This window comes from Streptococcus agalactiae, from assembly GCF_949788565.1.
Lineage (GTDB): Bacteria > Bacillota > Bacilli > Lactobacillales > Streptococcaceae > Streptococcus > Streptococcus agalactiae.
Genome location: NZ_OX460931.1, coordinates 1,900,849 through 1,921,575 on the forward strand (window position 1 = coordinate 1,900,849; position 20,727 = coordinate 1,921,575).

The 20,727-nt window shown below is 34.7% G+C and carries 22 protein-coding genes; 2 read left to right on the plus strand and 20 right to left on the minus strand.

Annotated features, from left to right (window positions below; translation table 11 throughout):
• Nucleotides 1-3: 3 nt before the first annotated feature.
• The 3 genes from QOR44_RS09615 to QOR44_RS09625 all read right to left on the minus strand — a co-directional run bounded on the left by QOR44_RS09615 (nucleotide 4) and on the right by QOR44_RS09625 (nucleotide 3,140).
• Nucleotides 4-900 carry an ABC transporter permease gene (locus QOR44_RS09615; RefSeq protein ID WP_000884162.1) on the minus strand — a complete coding sequence of 299 codons (897 nt, stop codon included), beginning with the start codon at nucleotides 898-900 and terminating at the stop codon, nucleotides 4-6.
• A gap of 15 nt (nucleotides 901-915) precedes the next feature.
• Complete coding sequence (locus tag QOR44_RS09620; protein ID WP_283572698.1) at nucleotides 916-1,878, minus strand: ABC transporter substrate-binding protein; 963 nt, start codon at nucleotides 1,876-1,878, stop codon at nucleotides 916-918.
• A gap of 458 nt (nucleotides 1,879-2,336) precedes the next feature.
• A complete protein-coding gene (locus QOR44_RS09625) occupies nucleotides 2,337-3,140 on the minus strand; it encodes a Cof-type HAD-IIB family hydrolase (protein WP_000251910.1) in 804 nt (267 codons plus the stop codon).
• Nucleotides 3,141-3,325: 185 nt separating this feature from the next.
• Here QOR44_RS09625 and QOR44_RS09630 point away from each other — a divergent pair, with 185 nt between their 5' ends.
• Entirely contained in the window at nucleotides 3,326-4,186 is an 861-nt protein-coding gene (locus QOR44_RS09630; RefSeq protein WP_017647263.1) for a VOC family protein, read from the plus strand.
• A 42-nt stretch (nucleotides 4,187-4,228) separates the two neighbouring features.
• Complete coding sequence (yaaA, locus tag QOR44_RS09635; protein ID WP_000590607.1) at nucleotides 4,229-4,960, plus strand: peroxide stress protein YaaA; 732 nt, start codon at nucleotides 4,229-4,231, stop codon at nucleotides 4,958-4,960.
• A gap of 356 nt (nucleotides 4,961-5,316) precedes the next feature.
• Here the strand turns inward: yaaA and nrdG are convergent, their stop codons facing one another.
• The 17 genes from nrdG to mutL all read right to left on the minus strand — a co-directional run bounded on the left by nrdG (nucleotide 5,317) and on the right by mutL (nucleotide 20,554).
• A complete protein-coding gene (gene nrdG / locus QOR44_RS09640) occupies nucleotides 5,317-5,934 on the minus strand; it encodes an anaerobic ribonucleoside-triphosphate reductase activating protein (RefSeq protein ID WP_001287943.1) in 618 nt (205 codons plus the stop codon).
• A gap of 72 nt (nucleotides 5,935-6,006) precedes the next feature.
• Nucleotides 6,007-6,498 (minus strand): GNAT family N-acetyltransferase, encoded by a 492-nt coding sequence (locus QOR44_RS09645; protein ID WP_000776872.1) that lies wholly within the window; start codon nucleotides 6,496-6,498, stop codon nucleotides 6,007-6,009.
• An 8-nt stretch (nucleotides 6,499-6,506) separates the two neighbouring features.
• Entirely contained in the window at nucleotides 6,507-7,439 is a 933-nt protein-coding gene (locus QOR44_RS09650) for a Gfo/Idh/MocA family protein (RefSeq protein ID WP_000939688.1), read from the minus strand.
• A gap of 12 nt (nucleotides 7,440-7,451) precedes the next feature.
• Nucleotides 7,452-7,595 carry a hypothetical protein gene (locus tag QOR44_RS09655; protein WP_000521646.1) on the minus strand — a complete coding sequence of 48 codons (144 nt, stop codon included), beginning with the start codon at nucleotides 7,593-7,595 and terminating at the stop codon, nucleotides 7,452-7,454.
• A 62-nt stretch (nucleotides 7,596-7,657) separates the two neighbouring features.
• On the minus strand, nucleotides 7,658-9,856 hold the full coding sequence (gene nrdD, locus QOR44_RS09660) for an anaerobic ribonucleoside-triphosphate reductase (protein ID WP_000989500.1): 2,199 nt from the start codon (nucleotides 9,854-9,856) through the stop codon (nucleotides 7,658-7,660).
• Nucleotides 9,857-9,954: 98 nt separating this feature from the next.
• A complete protein-coding gene (locus tag QOR44_RS09665; RefSeq protein WP_000230040.1) occupies nucleotides 9,955-11,496 on the minus strand; it encodes a membrane protein in 1,542 nt (513 codons plus the stop codon).
• A gap of 45 nt (nucleotides 11,497-11,541) precedes the next feature.
• The gene (locus QOR44_RS09670) at nucleotides 11,542-11,664 is read right to left on the minus strand and encodes a hypothetical protein (protein ID WP_001285711.1); all 123 of its coding nucleotides are present in this window, start codon (nucleotides 11,662-11,664) and stop codon (nucleotides 11,542-11,544) included.
• Nucleotides 11,665-11,745: 81 nt separating this feature from the next.
• Nucleotides 11,746-12,063, minus strand: coding sequence for a DUF1292 domain-containing protein (locus QOR44_RS09675; protein WP_000940932.1), 318 nt, complete (start codon nucleotides 12,061-12,063; stop codon nucleotides 11,746-11,748).
• A gap of 25 nt (nucleotides 12,064-12,088) precedes the next feature.
• Nucleotides 12,089-12,508: a Holliday junction resolvase RuvX gene (gene ruvX, locus QOR44_RS09680; protein WP_001222109.1), complete on the minus strand. Its 420-nt coding sequence runs from the start codon at nucleotides 12,506-12,508 to the stop codon at nucleotides 12,089-12,091.
• Entirely contained in the window at nucleotides 12,508-12,774 is a 267-nt protein-coding gene (locus tag QOR44_RS09685) for an IreB family regulatory phosphoprotein (protein ID WP_000507056.1), read from the minus strand. The genes ruvX and QOR44_RS09685 overlap by 1 nt, the downstream gene beginning before the upstream one ends.
• 201 nt (nucleotides 12,775-12,975) lie before the next feature.
• Nucleotides 12,976-13,374, minus strand: a complete 399-nt coding sequence (spx, locus tag QOR44_RS09690; RefSeq protein ID WP_000591161.1) for a transcriptional regulator Spx — start codon at nucleotides 13,372-13,374, stop codon at nucleotides 12,976-12,978.
• A 215-nt stretch (nucleotides 13,375-13,589) separates the two neighbouring features.
• The gene (gene recA / locus QOR44_RS09695; protein ID WP_001085741.1) at nucleotides 13,590-14,729 is read right to left on the minus strand and encodes a recombinase RecA; all 1,140 of its coding nucleotides are present in this window, start codon (nucleotides 14,727-14,729) and stop codon (nucleotides 13,590-13,592) included.
• Nucleotides 14,730-14,802: 73 nt separating this feature from the next.
• Nucleotides 14,803-16,062, minus strand: a complete 1,260-nt coding sequence (locus tag QOR44_RS09700) for a competence/damage-inducible protein A (RefSeq protein ID WP_001200975.1) — start codon at nucleotides 16,060-16,062, stop codon at nucleotides 14,803-14,805.
• 88 nt (nucleotides 16,063-16,150) lie between these two features.
• The gene (locus tag QOR44_RS09705) at nucleotides 16,151-16,702 is read right to left on the minus strand and encodes a DNA-3-methyladenine glycosylase I (protein WP_000817341.1); all 552 of its coding nucleotides are present in this window, start codon (nucleotides 16,700-16,702) and stop codon (nucleotides 16,151-16,153) included.
• 22 nt (nucleotides 16,703-16,724) lie between these two features.
• The gene (ruvA, locus tag QOR44_RS09710) at nucleotides 16,725-17,315 is read right to left on the minus strand and encodes a Holliday junction branch migration protein RuvA (RefSeq protein WP_000272490.1); all 591 of its coding nucleotides are present in this window, start codon (nucleotides 17,313-17,315) and stop codon (nucleotides 16,725-16,727) included.
• A gap of 1 nt (nucleotide 17,316) precedes the next feature.
• Nucleotides 17,317-18,549: an MDR family MFS transporter gene (locus tag QOR44_RS09715; RefSeq protein WP_000657478.1), complete on the minus strand. Its 1,233-nt coding sequence runs from the start codon at nucleotides 18,547-18,549 to the stop codon at nucleotides 17,317-17,319.
• Nucleotides 18,550-18,580: 31 nt separating this feature from the next.
• A complete protein-coding gene (gene mutL, locus QOR44_RS09720) occupies nucleotides 18,581-20,554 on the minus strand; it encodes a DNA mismatch repair endonuclease MutL (protein WP_000034615.1) in 1,974 nt (657 codons plus the stop codon).
• Between the last annotated feature and the right edge of the window lie 173 nt (nucleotides 20,555-20,727).

Consider the following 20,727-nt stretch of genomic DNA (forward strand, 5'->3'; position numbering starts at 1 on the left):
TTCTTATCCTTCCTTTGTAAGCGATTTAGAGGTTTTTACTCCTAATTTAGCTCGTAATTCTGGGACATACAAAATGAGAGCCAACAAAATTGCTGAAACCAACTTTATCATCTGTGCATCAATATCGGTTGTTAATATGAAAACAATAATCATACGGTATAAAACAGAACCTAATACAATTGACCATAACCTTTTACCAAGAGGTAAGTATTTTATCATTACTTCTGCCAAGATAATTGAAGCTAATCCAATAACGATTGTACCCACTCCCATATTCAAATCTGCATAGCCATTATTTTGCGCTAAAAGTGCACCAGATAAAGCAATCAGACCATTCCCAATCATATATCCTAGCATTTTCATCCGATCTACTTTAATACTATTGGCTTGTCCCATAGCCTCATTATCACCTGTCGCTCTTAAAGCTAATCCTAGTTGGGTATTTAAAAAGAGATACAAAATTAAGATAACCAAACCTACACAAACAATTCCAATTAATAAAACTGCTGAAAGTTTATTTAAACCTAATCTTGTTACCATTGTAACCAAAGTATTTTTGAGAGCAAAAGAGACGTTTGATCTTCCTAAAACAAGTAAATTAATAGAGTAAAGTCCTGTCAACGTAATAATACCTGTGAGGAGGGCTGGTATTTTCATTTTAGTATGAAGAAAACCCGATACTAGTCCTGCCAACATACCACCTAACATGCCCGCTATGGTAGCCACAATTGGATTAATATCATTAACGATACATAAGGCGCAAACTGCAGCCCCCATAGGGAAAGCACCCTCTGCAGAGAGATCGGCTATGTCTAAGATACGAAAAGTGATAAACACGCCAATTGCCATAATTGACCAAAGTAATCCTTGCGAAATTCCGGATAAGATAATATCTAACATACAATACCTTTCTGATTATTTATTATTTTTAATACTTGAAACATCAATTCCAAGCTCTTTTGCCATATCTTCATTAACTACTACTTTTAGATTTTGAGGATATTCTGAAGGAATGTTAGCGACGTCTTTACCTTTGAGGATTTTAACAGCTTGTCTTGCCGTTTGACGACCCAAAGCCTCATAATCAGCCCCATAAGAAAAGAGCAAACCACTTGGTACCATATCTGCTGAACCTCCCACAACAGGCACTTTTAATTCTTTCGATAAATTCCCTAACAGCGTTACTGAGCTAGCTATAATATTATCTGTTGGTACAAAAAGAACATCTGTTTTAGACATTAAACTCTTAGCAGTATCTTGTACATCATTAGTGGAAGAAATGCCTTTAACACTTGTTTTAATCCCCGCCTCTTGGAAGATCTTTTTTGCTTGTTTTACCTGAACTTCTGAGTTACGCTCGCTAGTGGTATACATAATACCAACACGTTTAGCCTTAGGCATTACTTTTCTCAAAAGGGATACTTGCTTTTTAATTGGAGACATGTCACTTGTACCAGTTGCTAAACCTTCAGGTTTTTTCATTGATTTTACTAATTCGGCTGATACCGGATCTGTCACTGCTGTAAACAAAATAGGTGTTTCTGTTGACACAGTTGTCAACGATTGAGCCGCCGGAGTCGCAATTCCCAATACTAATTTATTATCTTTAATGAGTTTTTCAGAAATTGATTGGATATTTGACTGATCCCCTTGAGCATTCTTATACTCAATTTTGATATTTTTGCCATCTTTATAGCCTTCTTTAGCTAATTCTTTTATAAATCCTTTTCTAGTGGCAGTTAGAGAGGGATGTTCTACATATTGTAAAATACCAATATGTAGAACATCAGATTGACCATTTTGAGAAGATTGTGAACAAGCTGTCATCAGAACAGTTGCTAAAACGCTGCCAATTACCATCTTTGTTATTTTTTTCATTACTATCTCCTTGTAATACCATCAAATTTTCCATAAAACAAAAAACCAACTAGACCCTACATCTAGTTGGTTAATTATTTCTCTCAATTCCTCTGTGCACGGGAGGACGAAAAAATATTGCCTTAGCCAACTAGATTATTGAAATGATCTAATCGGCTCTGCTTTCATCATAAAATGCTTTAGCTTCATAGATACAAACTTTGCGTGACGTTTGTATCCTTGAGGCTACAAACGTCTATCTAAAGAAACTAAAGTAATAATAAGTATTTGTTTGTTTAATAATAGACGATTTGATTAACATATTATTCTCTCCTTGTTTATGGTTGCCTATAAGTTTACGTCATTTAAAAATAATTGTCAATAGTTAAATTTGATTTTTTTGAAAATTCTTGTTAGATAGATAATTTAAATAACAGTCATTCGTTGATATAACACGCTTTTAAGGAAATTTAGATTTGCTATCCTTTATTTTCCATATACTCTACTAAAGCATAATAAATACCATCGTTATCATTATCCTGAGTTACATTTCCAATTCTCTCTTGTAAATCTTTAGGAGCATTCGCCATGACAAAACCTTTACCCACAATTTCAAGCAGATTTAAATCATTATAGTTATCACCAAACGCAATAGAGTCTGCAAGAGAAATATCTAAATAGTCTGCTAAAGTTTTAGCAGATTTTCCTTTTTCAATACCTGGAGCCATTATTTCAATAAAGTAAGGAGCAGATTGTGCGATTGATAAATGTGGATATTGAGCTTTCAAAGTGTTCTCCAATCCTCCCATCAGAGATGGTTCTCCCATCAAGAGAAGTTTATGAATCCTATCTTGCTTCTCTAACTCCATCAAACTCATCTCTTTAGATTGTAAACCAACAATCTCCTCCTCTTTTTGGACCCACTCATTTTCTTTATCACAGGAATACCATTCATGATAACGATAGACATTCCATGCAATTTTCGAATAATGCTTGCTTACATAAGAACAAACTTGTAAGGCAACTTGACCATCCATTGTGTGGGAAGCAATTGTATTTTGTTGCATATCTTGTATTAAAGCCCCATTATAGGAAATAATATAAGAATCTATTCCAATTTGTTCCATAATCGGAGTAATTGCCTCAGGCATCCTAGCTGATATGGGAACGAAAGTAGCCCCTTGAGCTACTATTTGTTTAATTCCTTGCCGTGTCTTAGGTGTTACTTTAAAATTACTGTTAATTAAAGTACCATCAATATCACTAAATATTAGCCTCACCATATTATCCTCCAAAATATAATTGTACGCGCTTACTTTAGTCTAACACTTAAATTTTTGTTTCGCAAATAAACTTCGTCTGGTCTAATGAGACTACTAATATAAGCTATATTTCAAAACAAATTAGTTTATTTCTCTCAATGAACGGTGTAATATGTTACTATATAGTAATAATAGGAGGATTAACTATGCCGTATCCATACAAAGCCAATCATTCCATTGAATCAATCACCTTGAAAGTAAATGACCTCGTAAACCTCGTAAACTTCTATAGCGATATCATTGGGTTAACTGTTATTGACAAATCAAGCACTAGAGCCTTACTAGGGGTAAATCAAAAAATCCCTCTTATTATCCTTGAAAAAACTGAACTTGAAAAGCATAGTACCTATGGCCTTTATCACACTGCTATTTTAGTACCAGATGAATACCATCTCAGTCTAGCTCTAAATCATTTATTATCTCAGCATATCCCTCTAGAGGGTGGAGCTGACCATGGCTATAGCAATGCTATCTATCTAAGTGATCCTGAAGGTAATGGAATCGAAATTTATAATGATAAGGATATCTCTATGTGGGATATCAGAGAGAGTGGACAAATTATTGGTATTACTGAAAGACTAGATATTGACAATTTACTTGACAGCCTTGTCAACGTTCCTAATAATTATAAGCTTTCTGAAAAAACTCGTATTGGTCATATTCATTTGAGTGTTAAAGATGCTAAGATTAGCTCAAAACTCTATCAAAATGTTTTTGGCTTTGATGAGAAATTTGCAATCCCGACAGCTCGTTGGATTGCATCCGGCAACTACCATCATCATCTAGCCTTTAATAATTGGGCTGGTCCAAATCTTTCTAAAAACCAAGAAGATAGACCCGGAATTTCCTTATTGACAATTGCTTACAATGATGACAACCTTTTTAGAGATAGCTTAAAAAAAGCGCAACTTTACCAACTGACTTTCCTTGAAAAACAAGATCATTATTATATTATTGAAGATTTTGATGGCATCCGAATTAAAGTTGTTCTAAAACCAGAGAATTAACCATTACTTGACTTTTGCCTCTTCATTTTACATAATGTCAATATGATAAAAATTTTGATCCCAACTGCAAAAGAAATGAAAGTGTGTCAAAACATTGCAAGACCTAAACTGAGTGCTCAAACGAAAATTATAATTGATTATTTTTCTACTTTAACTGTTTCAGACTTAGAGGATATCTACAGAATTAATACAAGTGCAGCTCGTTGTGAGGCTCAAAGATGGCAAGATTTTAAATCTAAACAACTTACTCTGAATCCTGCTATTAAGTTATTCAACGGTCTTATGTACCGCAATATCAAAAGGCACAACTTATCCATAAGTGAAGCACAATTTATGGAAAATTCTGTTTTTATTACTAGTGCTCTTTATGGCATCATTCCTGCTATGACACTAATATCCCCTCATCGTTTAGATTTTAACACTAAAATCAAAATCAACAATAACTCTCTTAAAGTTTTTTGGCGTGAAAATTACGATACTTTTATGCAGTCAGATAACATTATGGTTTCTTTGCTTTCTAATGAATTTGAAACCGTCTTTTCTCCTAAAGAGCGTCAAAAACTAATACATCTTAACTTTATTGAAGATCGAGATGGCCAATTAAAAACCCACTCTACCATATCAAAAAAAGCAAGAGGAAAGTGTTTAACTGCTATGATGGAAAATAATTGCCAAACTCTAGAACACTTAAAGCAATTACGCTTTGATGGCTTCTGTTATGATAATGAACTCTCAGACTCTAAGCAATTAACTTTTGTTAAAAAACAAACTTAAGTAACTATTTATCCACAATTTATTCACACAAAAAGCAAGAGATAATCGTATCTCTTGCTTTTTGACAAACTTGTAAGGTCTAAAAACCTCTCTATATCAAGGTTTCAAATAATATTAACAAAAAATAATTGTTATCAACAACTTGTGGATAACTATGGGGATAGACAGAGGATAATCTGTTTATATAAAGTTGATTACTTAACATTAATGTCATTGTATATACCTTTAGATTTCAAAAATACTTGTTAAATTAACAATAATAAACGTCAACATCTTGTCACAGACTGTCAAATACTTATAAACAAGCTGTGGATAAACATAACTTTCAATTTCTATTTAAAAGTTAATTTTTGACACTAAAGTAAATCATCTCGTTTGACTTGTTCATAACTATTGTCACCATCGTTTAATCCTTCCCAAATCACGACTTCACCTTCTTTTAAAGATTTTTGTACATCAATGATTCTTTGATTTGAAGATCCTCTAAATTGTAGCATTAAATTTCGCTTACTTTGATCAAACCTACCATCCACTAAAATATCAATCAAAGATAACATCTCCAATTTATCTTGAGTCTCCAGCATCATTTCTTCCCAAGTATACCCCGTCCATGACCAAATATCTTTTTCTGGCAATTCACGTCGGATACGCTGAAGAAGTGGCAACAAAATACCTGTATTTAAGAACGGCTCTCCACCTAATAACGTTAAACCTTGGACGTAAGGTTGTTCTAAATCTGTCATAATTTGATCTTCAAGCTCTTTTGTATAAGGGATTCCGGCTCGAAAGGACCATGTAGCAGTATTATAACACCCTTTACAGTGGAACATACATCCAGCTACGTAGAGTGAATTTCTAACACCTTCACCATCTACAAAATTAAAAGCTTTATAATCAATGATATGGCCATGACTTAATTCTTCGCTTTTCCACTCCCCAGGCTTTGGAGTATTCCAACTTGCTTCTTCTGACATTTCTAACCTCTCTATTGATATGAAAAGAACCAGAACTAACTGGTCTTTTTATTATTATCTTAAAGTACTATTTTAGGTTATCCAATAACGCTCTATCTGATGACGACAATCTTCTAAAATACCACCGTTAGCTAATATTACTGACTTGCTGGCATCATTGTCTACATGGCATGTCACAAGTATTTCATTGATATTTTTTAGATGTGCTTGCTCAATTCCTAGCTTCAACTGTTCTTTAGCATAACCTTTACCACGCTGGCGAGGTCGTATGGAATAACCAATATGTCCACCTTTTTCTAAAAGAGTATCATTTAGTCTTAAACGTAAATTTAAGAAACCTATAGCATTATTGTCATTGTCAAAAGACACAAACTGAATATATGGAACAAAATTATCAGGAACACCTATCCCTAACTCCATATTTAGGTTATGATCTAGCCAGTCTTCAAAATGCGTAGTTGGTTCATAAAAACCACCATCCATTGAACTACTTTCTTTTTGAAACTCTTTATACATGGCTAAAATTTCTTCTTTATCTTCTAACACTGGGCGCCGTAATTTCATATTGTTTCCTATTCCATTATCTTCAAGTTAAGCATTCCAAAAGGAGCATTCGCTTTATTAATCTGGTCACAAATAAAATGACTCAATAAACTAGACTTTGGTGATATAGGATTGACACCTGTAGTGATAGCTTGAATAAAAGCATCAATCATTGGTTCAAAACCACGTTTCTCTAGAGTGCTTGCCCAAGAACCAAAACCGATAGCACGACGGTCAAAGCCATCAATAACAGAAAGATTTGACAAATCATCTAATGAATAGGTTACTTCTGGCGACTCTATTTCAATTATTTCTCGACGAGACCCCGACTGCAGGTTCATGCTTGCTTCTATTATCTCACTGTCTGTTTCTAGTGTTACTGATACTTGTAATATCTTATTCCCATCACGTTTAGTCACAAAGTATCCTCTTTTAACAACATTATTTGTCAAAAATAGCGCCGTATCTAAAGGATGGATAAACATATCAAAAAGCTTATATTGAAAATCCGCTGGTGCATTGACAGCATTTTTAAAGGTGCGAATATGGTTTTTATCTTCTACTTTTTTCATTTCCATAATACGTGGTGCAAAGCGACGATTAAAACCTGCCATTAAAAATGTTTTATGATCCTTCGCCAAATCATACAATGCTTTAGTTGAAGTATAATCTTCTGTCAAAGGCTTATCCATAAAAACTGGAATACCCTTTTTTAAAAAAAGCTTTGCTATATCAAAGTGAGCACTAGTCGCGACATGAATGAAGACTCCATCCAAAGGATGCTCGGCTAGACTATCTAAACTGTCATAAGCTGTAGAAGAACCAAAAAGCATATTAACTTCTTCTAAAATCTGTTTTTGGCGTGTAAAAAGATGCCAGTGCACACCTGTCACTTGACGCATATAAGGTAGATAAGCTTTCTGTGAAATACCTCCTAAACCGACAATTCCAAGTTGCAACATAGCATCCTCCTTCTATTTTTTCTTTGCCCTTTCCAAAAATTGTTTCCTTAAATCTTTTAGACGTGATTTTTGATTAGCATTCTCTCCAGTAGAGTGCTTCTCATGGAACTTCTGTACTTGTGCTTGCCCTTTGTAATCTAATTGGTATTTCCCCATATCTTAATAACTCCTTCTATTTTATCTTCTTATTTTAACATATAATAGACCAGAGGTTTTAATTAATTACCTTGATTTTTAATACTTGATCCGTTCATATGTTTTACACGAGCAGAGATTTCCTTATGACGACCATTAACCATCGGACGAGCCTGTGGATTACCTAAGTAACCACATGTACGTTTGACAACATCTACTGTCTTAGGGTCGCTGTTACCACAATTTGGACAAGTAAAACCTCGATCTGTCGGTGTAAAATCCCCTTCAAATTGACATTGGTAACACTTATCAATCGGTGTATTAGTACCTAGATAACCTACCCGATCATAAGCATAGTCCCAAACTGCTTCTAAAGCTTTTGGATTCTGTTGCAAAACAGGGTATTCACAGTAGTGAATAAATCCTCCTGATGCACCCGTTTCAGGATAGATTTTCTCAAAATCTAGTTTTTCAAAAGGTGTTGGATTCTTACGCACATCATAATGGAATGAATTAGTGTAGTATTCCTTATCAGTAATATCAGTTACTATACCAAATTTTTCAGTATCTAAACGACAAAACCGGTCAGTCAAGCTCTCCGATGGTGTCGAATAAACTGAAAAATGATAATCATACTCATCAGACCAATCTGCACATAACTGCTTCATCTTACGAACGATGTCTACAGTAAATGCTTTAGCTTGATGGTTATCTTCCCAGTCACCACCATAAAAAACACTCGCCACCTCATATAAACCAATATAACCAAGAGACACCGTTGCACGGCGGTGATTAAAGAGTCGATCAACATTGTCATATTTTCCTAAACGTTCTCCAAATGCTCCATACTGGTAAAGAATGGGCGCATTTGCTGGGATAGCCTCTTTGACACGTTCCACACGATAAACCAAGGCATCTCTAGCAATACTCATACGTTCATTAAATATCTCCCAGAATTTATCCATATCACCGTTAGACTCCATGGCAACACGCGGTAGATTAACTGTTACAACTCCAAGATTCATACGACCAGATGTTACATCCTGACCATTTGCATCTCGCCACCCTTGTAGGAAAGAACGACAGCCCATAGGGGCTTTAAAAGAGCCCGTTAAGTCAATAATTTTATCATAAGAAAGGACATCTGGATACATCCGTTTTGTCGCACACTCTAATGCTAATTGTTTAATATCATAATTGGGGCTATCTTCTTCTAAATTAAGACCTTTTTTAAGCGTAAAAATTAATTTTGGAAAAATAGCAGTACGATGCTCGCTTCCTAAACCTTGAATCCGAATTTTCAAAATCGCTTTTTGAATTTCTCGTTCAAACCAATTAGTTCCTAATCCAAAACCAAGCGAAGTAAATGGCGTTTGCCCATTTGAAGTAAATAAAGTATTAATTTCATACTCCAAAGATTGCATGGCATCATATATATCTTTTTGTGTTTTAGCGCGCGCATAGTCTTCTTGTTTATCTTCAATAACCCATTCTTTTGCATCTTTTAAATGTTTTTGATAATTTAACTGTGCATAAGGAGCTAAAAACTCATCAATGCGATCTGCTGTACAGCCACCATATTGACTTGAAGCAACGTTCGCAATAATCTGTGAAATCTGAGCAGTTGCTGTCTGAATAGATTTTGGACTCTCAACTTCTGCATTACCAATCTTAAAACCATTTGCAAGCATTCCCTTAAAATCGATTAAACAGCAATTTGTCATGGGAGTGTATGGGCTGTAATCTAAATCATGATAATGGATATCACCCTTTTGATGTGCATTTGCTACATGAGAAGGTAACATTTTCAGACCAATTGATTTCCCTACAATACCTGCTGTTAAATCACGTTGGGTATTAAACACATCAGAGTCTTTATTAGCATTCTCATTAACAACAGTTTGATCCTTATTAATTAATTTTCCAATAGAAAAATTGATATCTGTAGCCTGTGAACGCTCAAAATCGCGTTGGGTACGATAATTGATATATTCTTGTGCAATAGCGTACTCATTAGCTTCCAATAATTTATGTTCAACGATATTTTGTATTTCATATATCTTGATGTTATCTTTAAAACGATTGTAGATCTCAGCGATGACATGATCTGCAATCATCTCAAGTTTAGCCTCAACTAAAGGAGACATTTTGATAACTTTATTACTAGCTTTTAATAGAGCCGTGTAGATTTTATACTTATCAAAGCTGACCAAACGCCCGTCACGTTTAATCACTTTGATATCAGATTCTGTCATAAATCGTTCTCTTTCCAATACCATCATGTGAAATATCCTCCAGTGACAATTATAGCATGCAAAGAAAAAAAATCAATATATTGTGTCAAGTTTTTTGCTCAGACACAATATATTGATTTTTTAATCTATTTGAAACGATATAGAACAAAATGAGTGATATTTGATAGAGGAACTTCTTGGTAGTGCTTCTTAATATCAGATTTCAGTTCATTTGGTAACTTCTCATTTTTATTTAAGATAAAGTATTTAGCCCCATGCTGAAGCAGCTCGTCCTTCAAAATTTTCTCATTATTTTTTTGCGCTGTATTAATATGTGGCAAAACAAATTGAGAAGCAGATTTTAACCGAGTCTGGCTATAAATGCTAGCAACTTTGTCCCAAACATAAATCTTACCATCTCTATCAATTTTTGTAGTCAAATAATGTGAAATGTCACGCCTTTCTTTACTAAGAGTAACATTTTGATAAGTATTATAAACAAGTAACCCTATCGATAAGGAAACTAGTAAGAGGGGCAAATAATATGTTTTCTTTACAAAAAGGTCTACGATAAGAGATTTACCAGAGAAATACTGACGTCTATGTGAACGCCTGTCAATCACTTTTTGGTAAAGAATAGTAATTTTATTACTCGTTAGCAAAAGACCAAATGGTAAAGCAGGTAAAAAGTGGTAAAGGTTAAAATCTCTTGAAAAAATGGCCATTATAGCGTAAATAATAAAAATACAGGCAATAAAGTTCAAGCCTATTTGATAAGATGCTTTTTTACGATTTTGAATAAAATCCCATAGTCCAAAGAGACAACCTGACCCTAGAAGGACAACAATTTGAATTGCTAGACTAAGAAGGAATGAATGGTTTGTCCTAGCGAAATACGTAAAGGGGTAAAAAATAGCTTTGTCAATATAAGAAGAGATAATCTGTAGATTAAACATAAAGTAACCAACAGTATAAGCAATTAAAATCATACCAAAAACAACGCATAAAAACTGATAAAATCCTCGTAGTGACTGCTTTTGCTTAATATTGGTTGCTGTTAAGAGAACAAAAGAGCAAAGCCAAAAAATCAGTGTTTGGGGATCTATAAATAGTGAGAATGCTGCTAAAATACCATAAAATATAAATGCTTCATCAACGATATTATCGACACAAAATTTAATTAAAAACCATAGCGAAATGAGCATAAAAGGTAATGCCCACTGTATTGGGTACATACCACCGAATCCTAAGACAATATTCATTATATAGAAAATCAACGTCATGCCTATCGAGACAATTTCACTTTGTGCCACATAATAAACTAATTTATAAAAATAAATTCCAGATACATAGTAAGCAATAAACTGTACAATAAGTAACCAGATACTAGACCCTAAAAGGTAACTTAGAGCAATCGTTACATAGTATAAAAATCCTCCTGTAGCAAAAACATCACTATAAGGGATCTGTCCTTTGGTCATCATCAAACCTGTATAGAGATTCTGAGTCTGCAAACCATTTGCAAAATAAGTCAATAAAGGATTTGCAATTGCTAAGAGAGTTGACAAAACACTATATAGTAAAATTGAAAATCGACTAGATTTCTTCATTCTGATAGCCGTTCGTTTACTCATTGATGGGCTATTTTTATAGCTCACTCCAATTGGTTTTTCTAGGTTTTCTACCACTATTTTTCTCCTCATATTTACATACTACCAGTATATCAGAAAACCTTATTTAGTCAATTTAGCCAACACTTGACCGTAACGAATAATATCCCTAAAGTAGTGGTATTTTCTAGACATATATTGTTTGAGAAATTCTTGTTCTTCTAATGTTAGCTGAGTATCTGACATTAACATCACCTCCTTTTACTACATCATCACTATTATTATTCGAAAAAAAAACGACTGAACAATTGCTCAATCGCTTCAATATTATTCTTCATCTAGAAAGCTGTTGAAAACTTCCTCAATCATGTCCCATTCTGCATCTGAATCTTCTGGTATAGGCTGAAGGTCTCCTTCAGTTCCATCGGCATTTTCTGTAAATGAGTAAGCTTGAATCTCAATTTCACCTTGTTCGTCTTCTTCTGCACCTGCAGGAACGAGGAGAACATAGTTTTTGCCAAACTCTTCACGTCCATCAATAGTTAGTAGGATTTCAAAAAGTGTTTCGTTCCCATTCTCATCTACAAGAGTGATTACTTCATGTTGATGTTCATGGTTATGATCGTGGTTATGATTATGTGCCATTGTTTCTCCTTTTTATGCCGAATGCTTAAAACATGCGGTCTAAATAATTTTGTAAGATTAGTTGAGCTGCTAATTTATCGATAACTTTCTTACGCTTACCACGACTAATATCAGCTTGCTCAACTAGCATACGCTCTGCTTGAACAGTCGTTAGACGTTCATCTTGATATTCAACTGGAAGATTGAATAATTCAGTGATTTTATCACCATATGCCTGACTAGCCTCTACACGAGGACCACTTGTATTATTCATATTTTTAGGTAGACCAACTACAAATTTATCAACTTTGTACTCTTTTACTAACTCTGCTAAGCGGTCAAAACCAAAATTTCCAGATTCTTCATCAATCTTAATGATTTCAAGACCTTGTGCAGTGAAACCGAGTGGATCACTAATTGCAACGCCAACAGTTTTCGAGCCGACGTCAAGTCCCATTATTCTCATTACAAATCTATTCCATTTCCTTGTAAATAATAACGAACGAGCTCTTCTACAATCTCATCACGTTCATATTTACGAATTTGATTGCGAGCATCATTGTAACGAGGTACATAAGCAGGGTCCCCACTCAATACGTAACCAACAATTTGATTGATGGGATTGTAACCTTTTTCTTCTAATGAACGATAAACAGCTGTTAATGTTTCACTAATTTCTACTTTGTTACTATCATCTAATCTAAAACGAACAGTTTCATCTGTAAATCCCATACCTACACCTTCTTTCCTTTAATTCTTTCACTTATTATAACTTAAATAAAGTATTTGTACAAGAAATTGATAAACACTATATTAGAAAATCAAAAAGGGAGCACAAGAAACCAAGAGGTGATTCTTTGATTTCTTTACTCCCTACCTTATAGGTGATTTTTACAGGTTATCGTGTGACTCTCACTTATGCTTATCTAAAGCTCAAAGTGCTGCACGAAGACGAGCTTCTGCATTTTCAACGTTACGAATAGAGCGAGGTAGAAAAGCACGAATATCATCTTCCTTATAACCTACTTGAAGACGTTTGTCATCAATTAGAATTGGACTCTTTAAAATACGTGGATTTTCTTGAATAAGATCAATAACTTCATTTACACTCAACTCCTCAATATTACAATTGAGCGCCTTAGCATAACGATTTTTAGAAGAAACGATACTTTCAATACCACTTTCAGTTTTTGTTAATATTTCTAAAATTTCATCACGTGTTAGTGATTCTTTACCTAGGTTTTGTTCTTTATATGGAAGTTGATGAGCATTTAGCCAAGTTTTTGCTTTTTTACAACTTGTGCAACTTGAAATAGTATAAATCTTAATCATGTGCCTTCTCACTTTCTATCCCATGATAGTTATAGTTTAACATAGTCACAAAAATCAAACATGGGACTTAAGACCTATTTTTTATCAATTTACTAATAAAAATAAATAGATTTTAGGGATTTTTAAGCTTATTTTTAGTATAAAAATAAGTTCCAACCACTGTCAGAACTTATTTTAGTTACATTTATTCAAGTTCAAGATGTATAGTTGCTATTTTATTCCTCAATTTCAATAGCATTGTCCAAATCTAAAACAAGATCATCAGCTTCATTTTTTTCTTCAACGAGCTCAGACTGAACTGGCGAATCATCTTCAGTCATTCCAAAGTGCACGCGCACTTTATGGTCAATTTCATCAAAAATTGCTGGATTATCTGCTAAATATTTTTTGGCATTTTCAGAACCTTGTCCAATTTTCTCACCATTATATGAGTACCATGCACCTGCTTTTTGGATAATATCCAAATCACTAGCAATTTTAATTAACTCACCCGTGCGAGAAATACCTTCACCATACATAATTTCGACAAAAGCTTCACGGAATGGTGGAGCAACTTTATTTTTAACAACTTTGATTTTTGTCTCTTTACCAACATTATGATCTTTATGCTCACCAGTCCCCTTGATTTGAGTATTACCACGAACATCTAGACGAACCGATGAATAAAATTTCAAAGCACGACCACCAGGTGTTGTTTCAGGGTTACCAAACATAACGCCTACTTTTTCCCTTAGCTGGTTGATAAAAATTGCGATTGTCTTTGTCTTGTTAATGGATGCTGACAATTTACGCATTGCTTGACTCATCATACGAGCTTGCAAACCAACGTGGCTGTCACCAATATCACCATCAATCTCAGCACGAGGAACAAGGGCTGCAACTGAATCGACAACAACTAAATCAACTGCGCCTGAATCAATCAATTTACCTGCAATTTCAAGACCTTGCTCACCTGAGTCAGGTTGAGACAAGAGTAACTCATCAATATTAACTCCAAGAGCCGCAGCATAGGCTGGGTCAAGAGCGTGCTCAGCATCAATAAAGGCAGCAATCCCACCTTCCTTTTGGGCTTGAGCTACGGCATGAAGGGCAACCGTTGTTTTACCAGATGACTCTGGTCCATAAATTTCGACGATACGTCCTTTAGGATATCCACCTGCTCCTAAAGCGATATCTAAAGCAAGAGAACCTGAACTCATTACTTGAACCTTTTGTTCAGCTCGCTCACCTAAGCGCATCACTGCGCCCTTACCAAAATCTTTTTCAATATTTTTCAAAGCATCATCTAAGGCTTTTCGACGTTCATCACCGAATTTCTTAGTAATTTCTTCTGCTTTTTTCGTTTTTTTAGCCAATGTCTTCTCCTTATATTTCTATGAATCTAGGTTGATTCAAATTTAGAAATCGTTCTACTAATTATAACAAATATTATATCTTTAATAAAGCCCTACGCACCAAGTCAAAAGCATGTAAAGTACTGATATGACGGACATCTGAGCGACTCTTCCCTCCAATCGATACTTTAATAGAAGAAACGCCTTCAGGGGTTGCAATCCCAATAAAAACTGTACCTGCAGGGTATCCTTCCAACTCATCAGGACCAGCAACTCCCGTTAAACCGATACCAAAATCTGCTTTTAAAAGTTGGCGAGCTTGCTGAGCCATTGCCTCAGCTGTAAAATGACTGATAACTCCATATTCTTGCAATTTTTTCTTAGGGATGCCGAGAAGTTGTGATTTTGCTTCCATACTATAGGTCGTAAAACCACCATTAAAAACTTGCGAAGCACCAGAAAATTCTGCTAACTGAGATTGAAATAACCCTGCTGTTAAGCTCTCTGCGGCAGTAATCGTTTTATTTTGTACTTTCAATAATTCTAAAACAGTACGTGCCATACTATTATTATCACCATAACCATATAATAAATCTTTTAATTTACGGTTATCTAATGTCTTAAGAGCAAGTATTTCTTTTTCTAAGCTATCTAATTTAAAGTCGGCTTCATCCTGATTTTCAGCTTTCGTTGATAACCTTAAAGTTACCTCACCAACCTTTGCATATGGTGCTATAGTTGGATCTGTCTGATTCTTAATTATGTCTTCTAAGATTGTGACTAACTGACTCTCACCGATACCAAAGAATCTCAATACACGTGAATATAATTTTGTACCATTATTTGACAAAATAGGTACCACCTGCTCCATAACCATTGGATTTAATTCACTAGGCGGACCTGGTAAAACCATATATTGGACTCCCTTAGATGTAACGATACCACCAACAGCTAGACCAGTAAGGTTTTGTAGAGGTATTGAGCCTTCAACCAATTGAGCTTGTCGTTCATTATTTGGTGTTCTAGCAAACTGAGGACGACTTGCAAAAAAACGATCCAATTTTTGACTAGCTAATAAATCCACTGTTAATGATTTACCTAAAAATTTAGCCAAAGTTTGTTTCGTTAAATCATCCTCTGTAGGTCCAAGTCCACCACATAGGATAACCAATTGACTGCGCTGACTAGCTATATCTAAAAGCGATAATAAACGTTCCTCATTGTCTCCTACAGCTGTCTGGAAATAAATATCAATTCCTAATTCTGCCATTTTCTCCGACAAAAATTGTGCGTTTGTATTAACGATCTGTCCTGTTAAAATTTCTGTTCCTACAGCGATAATTTCAGCCCTCACAACTTCACCCTCTTATCTATTCGAAATAATGACTACATTTTAGCAAAAAAAGTAGCAGAAGTGCTACTTAAAACATATCACATTGATATTACTTGAAATCACATATATTTTCATGGTCATTAACCATACCTGCGGCCTGAATAAAAGAATAGAGGCAAGTTGGACCAACAAATTTAAAACCGCGTTTTTTTAAATCCTTAGATAAGCGTTCGGATAAGGTAGTACTTGCAGGCACATCGTTGTAGTTGTTAACTGAGTTAACCTGTACTTTATTATCTACAAAAGACCAAATGTAGCGATCAAAACTTCCGAATTCTTTCTGAATTAATATAATTGACCTAGCATTTTGTCGTGTTGAGAAAAGTTTTAGACGATGACGAATAACCCTAGGATTTTGTAAGATTATCTCTAAATCCGCATCTGACATTGCAGCTACCTTTTCAATATTATAGTGATGAAAAACTTGTCTGAACTCCTGACGTTTATTTAATACTGTTTCCCAAGATAAACCCGATTGATAAGTTTCTAAACATAGTAACTCAAAGAGTACATGATCGTCATGAACAGCTCTCCCCCACTCTTTATCATGGTAAGCTACATATAATGGATTATCTAAATTCACCCAAGAACATCGTTTCATGTGAAACCTCATTACTTCTAAATTATTTCATCAACATCTTCAAACTAGATTTGATGTATTGCTCCACAGTCTCGTTCGTACCTTCAAAAAAGGCTTTTACTTTTTTCAATTCAGTCGCCTTATACCCCAACGCTAACAAAGCTTCCATAGCTTCTTCAAGATTGCTATTCTGCTCAGAGCTAACCTTACGACTAGTCGCACTCTCACCAGAAGCTTCTACAAACTTCCCTGACAAATCAAGGATCATCTGTTGTGCTGTTTTTTTTCCTATCTTTGGAAATTTAGTCAAATACTTAATATCACTATTATCAATGGCACTTACGAGACCTTCATTGTCATCGACTGCAATAATTGCTAAAGCGGTCGTTGGACCAATTCCTGATACTGAAATTAAATTAAGAAAAATTTCTTTTTCATTTTCCGTATGAAAACCAAATAAAAGATGTGCATCATCGCGAATGACTTGATGTAAGTAGATGGTAACTTCTTGATTAACGTAACCTGAAAAAGAGTAGGGATTTGCCACATATATCACGTATCCCAATCCAGCTGTTTCCACAACAATAAATTTAGCCGTTATTTTACTCAATTTTCCTTTAATATAATCGTACATTCTATTTTCCTATCTCAATATTTTTCATTTTGGTAGCGTATAAGATTAAAACCAGACCTGCTAACATAAAAATGGTCAATGTTATTTGAACACCTATTTTTCCTGTAAAATAGCTGAGCGAAACCATGGCACCTGCTAATACACTTGCAACAGGTTGTGCGATAGCTAAAAATCCAGAATATGATCCAATTTTTCCCTCCACCATCATCTCCGCCCTTAGAACCTGACTAGCTGGAACATAAATCATTTCGCCAAAGGTGAAAAACGTCATGGCAATCAAAATAGCTCCAAAAGTGTTTAGAGAAATATTAAAAAGCATTCCAAAACCACAAATCAAGCTTCCTAATATTAGTTGACGTTTCAAAGGCCAATTCTCTATGAATTTATTTATAGTTGTCATTAGTAAGACAATTAATAGAGTGTTCGTAAAGACTGCTAAACTAAGCATTTTAGCACCTGTGATTGTATGTCCTAACACAGACACTACTTCAAAATTTTGCTTGAGATTGACCGAGAAATAATTATCAACCTGGAGCCAGACAACACTGGAACCAATTGCTCCTAAAGTATAAACAACAAACGCTTTATCCACTAAAACCTGACTATAATTTTTAAAAGTTCCTAAAACTCCCTTATCATGCTTGAAGGTTCCCTCCTGTGGTTTTGTCTCATCAAACTTGAAGTAAACCACGAAACAACAAATCGCTGAAATAATAAGAAGAACTATTAATAATTCAAAAAAATGGTGATCATAGAAAATCCCAGCAATCCCAGAACCTAGCATTACAGCGATGTTAACCAACCAATAACCTATAGTGTAAACAAAGCGACGATTCTGTTCGTTCGTCAAATCAATGGTCATAGCTTCATAGGCAGGGAAATAAAATTGGTGAGCTATTTCAATGATAAGGATACCTACAAAGGTCAAGTGTGGCGTAATATGATTTGGAACATTTGCAGCTATAGTTATAGCCCAACCAATGGTTGCCAGCAGTGAACCTATAATCACAACTTTTTTCCTCCCCATAGCATCTGACAAATGGCCTCCATATAAGGTCGCTACAAACCCTGATAGTTGAGTTATGATGATCAAAATTCCTGTAACTAGATTTCCAAAATATTGAACATAATACATTGCCATAAAAGGAAAAATAGCTGAACCAACCGTAATGGAAATAAAACGCAATAATTCTCTTAACTGTAGCTGTTTTGGCAAAGCAAAAAACTCTTTCACTTTTTCTCCCTTCTTCCCTAACAAGTAATTATCAATATTTTCCTAAATCCCTGAGGCTTGTATGATTTTCTTGGATTCGTTTAAACATTTTCTCCATATCAGCTTTTGTAAAATTAACTAAAACAGGTCTTCCATGAGGGCAATTATAAGGATTTTTACATTGCGCTAACTGATCTAATAAATGACGTGCTGAGTAATCGTCTAGCGTATGGTTTGCTTTAATAGATCGCTTGCAAGACATCATAATAGCTAACTCTGCGCGATATTTTTTCACTGATACTTCATTAGTGAGCAACAACATATCACACATTTCATAAACGCCAGACTCTACCTCTTCTTCTTTCATCCAAATTGGATGTTCCCTTAAAATGAAAGTATTATTACCATACGGTTCCAAGAAAATACCAACATCTTGTAATAATGACATTTTTTCTTGTAATTGAAGAAAATCTGAACTTGAAAATTCAAATAGAAATGGTACTAACAATTGTTGAAGACTATTATCAACCTCACCTATCTTTTCACGGTAATACTCGTATTTTACACGCTCTTGAGCTGCATGTTGATCAATAATATACAACCCACCATTCCCTTGAGCAAATAAGTAGGTCCCATGCATTTGACCAAAAAATTCGAGCTCTGGAAAAGTCGAACTTTCTTCCGAATCTAATTTTTCAACAAGTTTGTTAAGTGACTGTTTACTACTAAGGTAGTCCTGAGAATGAATGAAGTTCTCACTATCAGCTTGATCTCTACTAGCATACTTTATATTAGGAGACTGCGTTGCTCCTTGATTAACAGAGTTTTTTACATCATTGTCAACTGAACCGTCACTTTTGTCAAGGTTTGTAAAGTTAGCAATAGGTTCAGATACAGTATCTGCATCTATAAAAAAGTCATTTTTAGTCCTATCGTAATACAAACCAGACTGTTTTAGTGAGAAGCTTGTTTGTATAGGCTTATCTACACTTCGGGTACTAGTTTTCGCTAAATTCTCTAAAGCATCCGGAATCAAATCATATTGTTTCAGACTCTCAGAAATTGCTGAGCTTATTAAACTCATTAATTCTCGTTCCTTAGAAATTCTCACCTCTTGCTTAGTCGGATGAACGTTGACATCTGCTAGATAAGGATCTATCTGAATATCAATGACAGCAATTGGAAATCTTCCAACCATCAACTTTGAACCATAACCATCTAGAATTGAGCGGTTTAAAAGAAAATTTTTAATGTAACGACCGTTAATTAATAGGGTAATATAGTTTCGGTTAGCTCGTGTCAATTCAGGCAAACTTACATAACCCGAAATTTCAAAATCTAAATCTGCATTTGAAATCTCAATCATTTTTTTTGCAGTATTTAAACCATAAATACCTGCAATCGCCTGTCTCAAATCGCCAGTCCCACTAGTTTTAGTCATTTCTTTACCATCATTTATCAGTGTAAAAGCAACTTCCGGATGCGCTAGACTGAGTCTATTAACAATATCAATAATATGAGCTAGTTCAGACTGTAAACTCTTCATGTATTTCAATCTGGCAGGCGTATTAAAGAATAAATTTTCAACTAAAATTTTTGTTCCACGAGGACTTGAAACAACTTCCTGTTTTTCAATGTTTCCCCCTTTAGCAACAAGTAACGTCCCTTGTTTCCCTTGCTCTGTAGCTGTTTTTATTGTCATTAAACTAATCGAAGCGATTGATGGTAGAGCTTCACCACGAAAACCTAAGGTCCGAATACGAAAAAGGTCACTCTGGCTTTTGATTTTGGATGTAGCGTGACGTCGTAAACTGAGAACGGCATCCTCACTAGTCATCCCTTCACCGTTATCCGTTATTTGAATCTTTTTAAGACCAGATTCTTCAACCTCTATGGTAATTTGGCTACTTCCTGCATCTATGGCATTTTCAACTAATTCTTTAACGACGCTACTAGGCCTTTCAACAACCTCACCAGCAGCAATCTGGTTAGCTAATATATCCGGTAATTCAATAATTTTAGACAAGTTCATCCCTCCTTTTTTTATGATTTTTTGTAACTTTTTTTGTGATATCTTAGCCATTATACCATATTCAAAATATTAATTTGACAATAACACAATTTTTAGTTGACATCACTCCTATTACCTGTTAGACTTAGGGAGCGTAATAAGTTTTGAAGTTGTATTTTTGTTTAACA

What these genes read in the sequence shown, in the direction of transcription:
- QOR44_RS09615 (WP_000884162.1), bottom strand. Translation starts at nt 900, where the DNA reads ATGTTAGATATTATCTTATCCGGAATTTCGCAAGGATTACTTTGGTCA.
- QOR44_RS09620 (WP_283572698.1), bottom strand. Translation starts at nt 1,878, where the DNA reads ATGAAAAAAATAACAAAGATGGTAATTGGCAGCGTTTTAGCAACTGTT.
- QOR44_RS09625 (WP_000251910.1), bottom strand. Translation starts at nt 3,140, where the DNA reads ATGGTGAGGCTAATATTTAGTGATATTGATGGTACTTTAATTAACAGT.
- QOR44_RS09630 (WP_017647263.1), top strand. Translation starts at nt 3,326, where the DNA reads ATGCCGTATCCATACAAAGCCAATCATTCCATTGAATCAATCACCTTG.
- yaaA (WP_000590607.1), top strand. Translation starts at nt 4,229, where the DNA reads ATGATAAAAATTTTGATCCCAACTGCAAAAGAAATGAAAGTGTGTCAA.
- nrdG (WP_001287943.1), bottom strand. Translation starts at nt 5,934, where the DNA reads ATGTCAGAAGAAGCAAGTTGGAATACTCCAAAGCCTGGGGAGTGGAAA.
- QOR44_RS09645 (WP_000776872.1), bottom strand. Translation starts at nt 6,498, where the DNA reads ATGAAATTACGGCGCCCAGTGTTAGAAGATAAAGAAGAAATTTTAGCC.
- QOR44_RS09650 (WP_000939688.1), bottom strand. Translation starts at nt 7,439, where the DNA reads ATGTTGCAACTTGGAATTGTCGGTTTAGGAGGTATTTCACAGAAAGCT.
- QOR44_RS09655 (WP_000521646.1), bottom strand. Translation starts at nt 7,595, where the DNA reads ATGGGGAAATACCAATTAGATTACAAAGGGCAAGCACAAGTACAGAAG.
- nrdD (WP_000989500.1), bottom strand. Translation starts at nt 9,856, where the DNA reads ATGATGGTATTGGAAAGAGAACGATTTATGACAGAATCTGATATCAAA.
- QOR44_RS09670 (WP_001285711.1), bottom strand. Translation starts at nt 11,664, where the DNA reads ATGTCAGATACTCAGCTAACATTAGAAGAACAAGAATTTCTCAAACAA.
- QOR44_RS09675 (WP_000940932.1), bottom strand. Translation starts at nt 12,063, where the DNA reads ATGGCACATAATCATAACCACGATCATAACCATGAACATCAACATGAA.
- ruvX (WP_001222109.1), bottom strand. Translation starts at nt 12,508, where the DNA reads ATGAGAATAATGGGACTTGACGTCGGCTCGAAAACTGTTGGCGTTGCA.
- QOR44_RS09685 (WP_000507056.1), bottom strand. Translation starts at nt 12,774, where the DNA reads ATGGGATTTACAGATGAAACTGTTCGTTTTAGATTAGATGATAGTAAC.
- spx (WP_000591161.1), bottom strand. Translation starts at nt 13,374, where the DNA reads ATGATTAAGATTTATACTATTTCAAGTTGCACAAGTTGTAAAAAAGCA.
- QOR44_RS09705 (WP_000817341.1), bottom strand. Translation starts at nt 16,702, where the DNA reads ATGAAACGATGTTCTTGGGTGAATTTAGATAATCCATTATATGTAGCT.
- ruvA (WP_000272490.1), bottom strand. Translation starts at nt 17,315, where the DNA reads ATGTACGATTATATTAAAGGAAAATTGAGTAAAATAACGGCTAAATTT.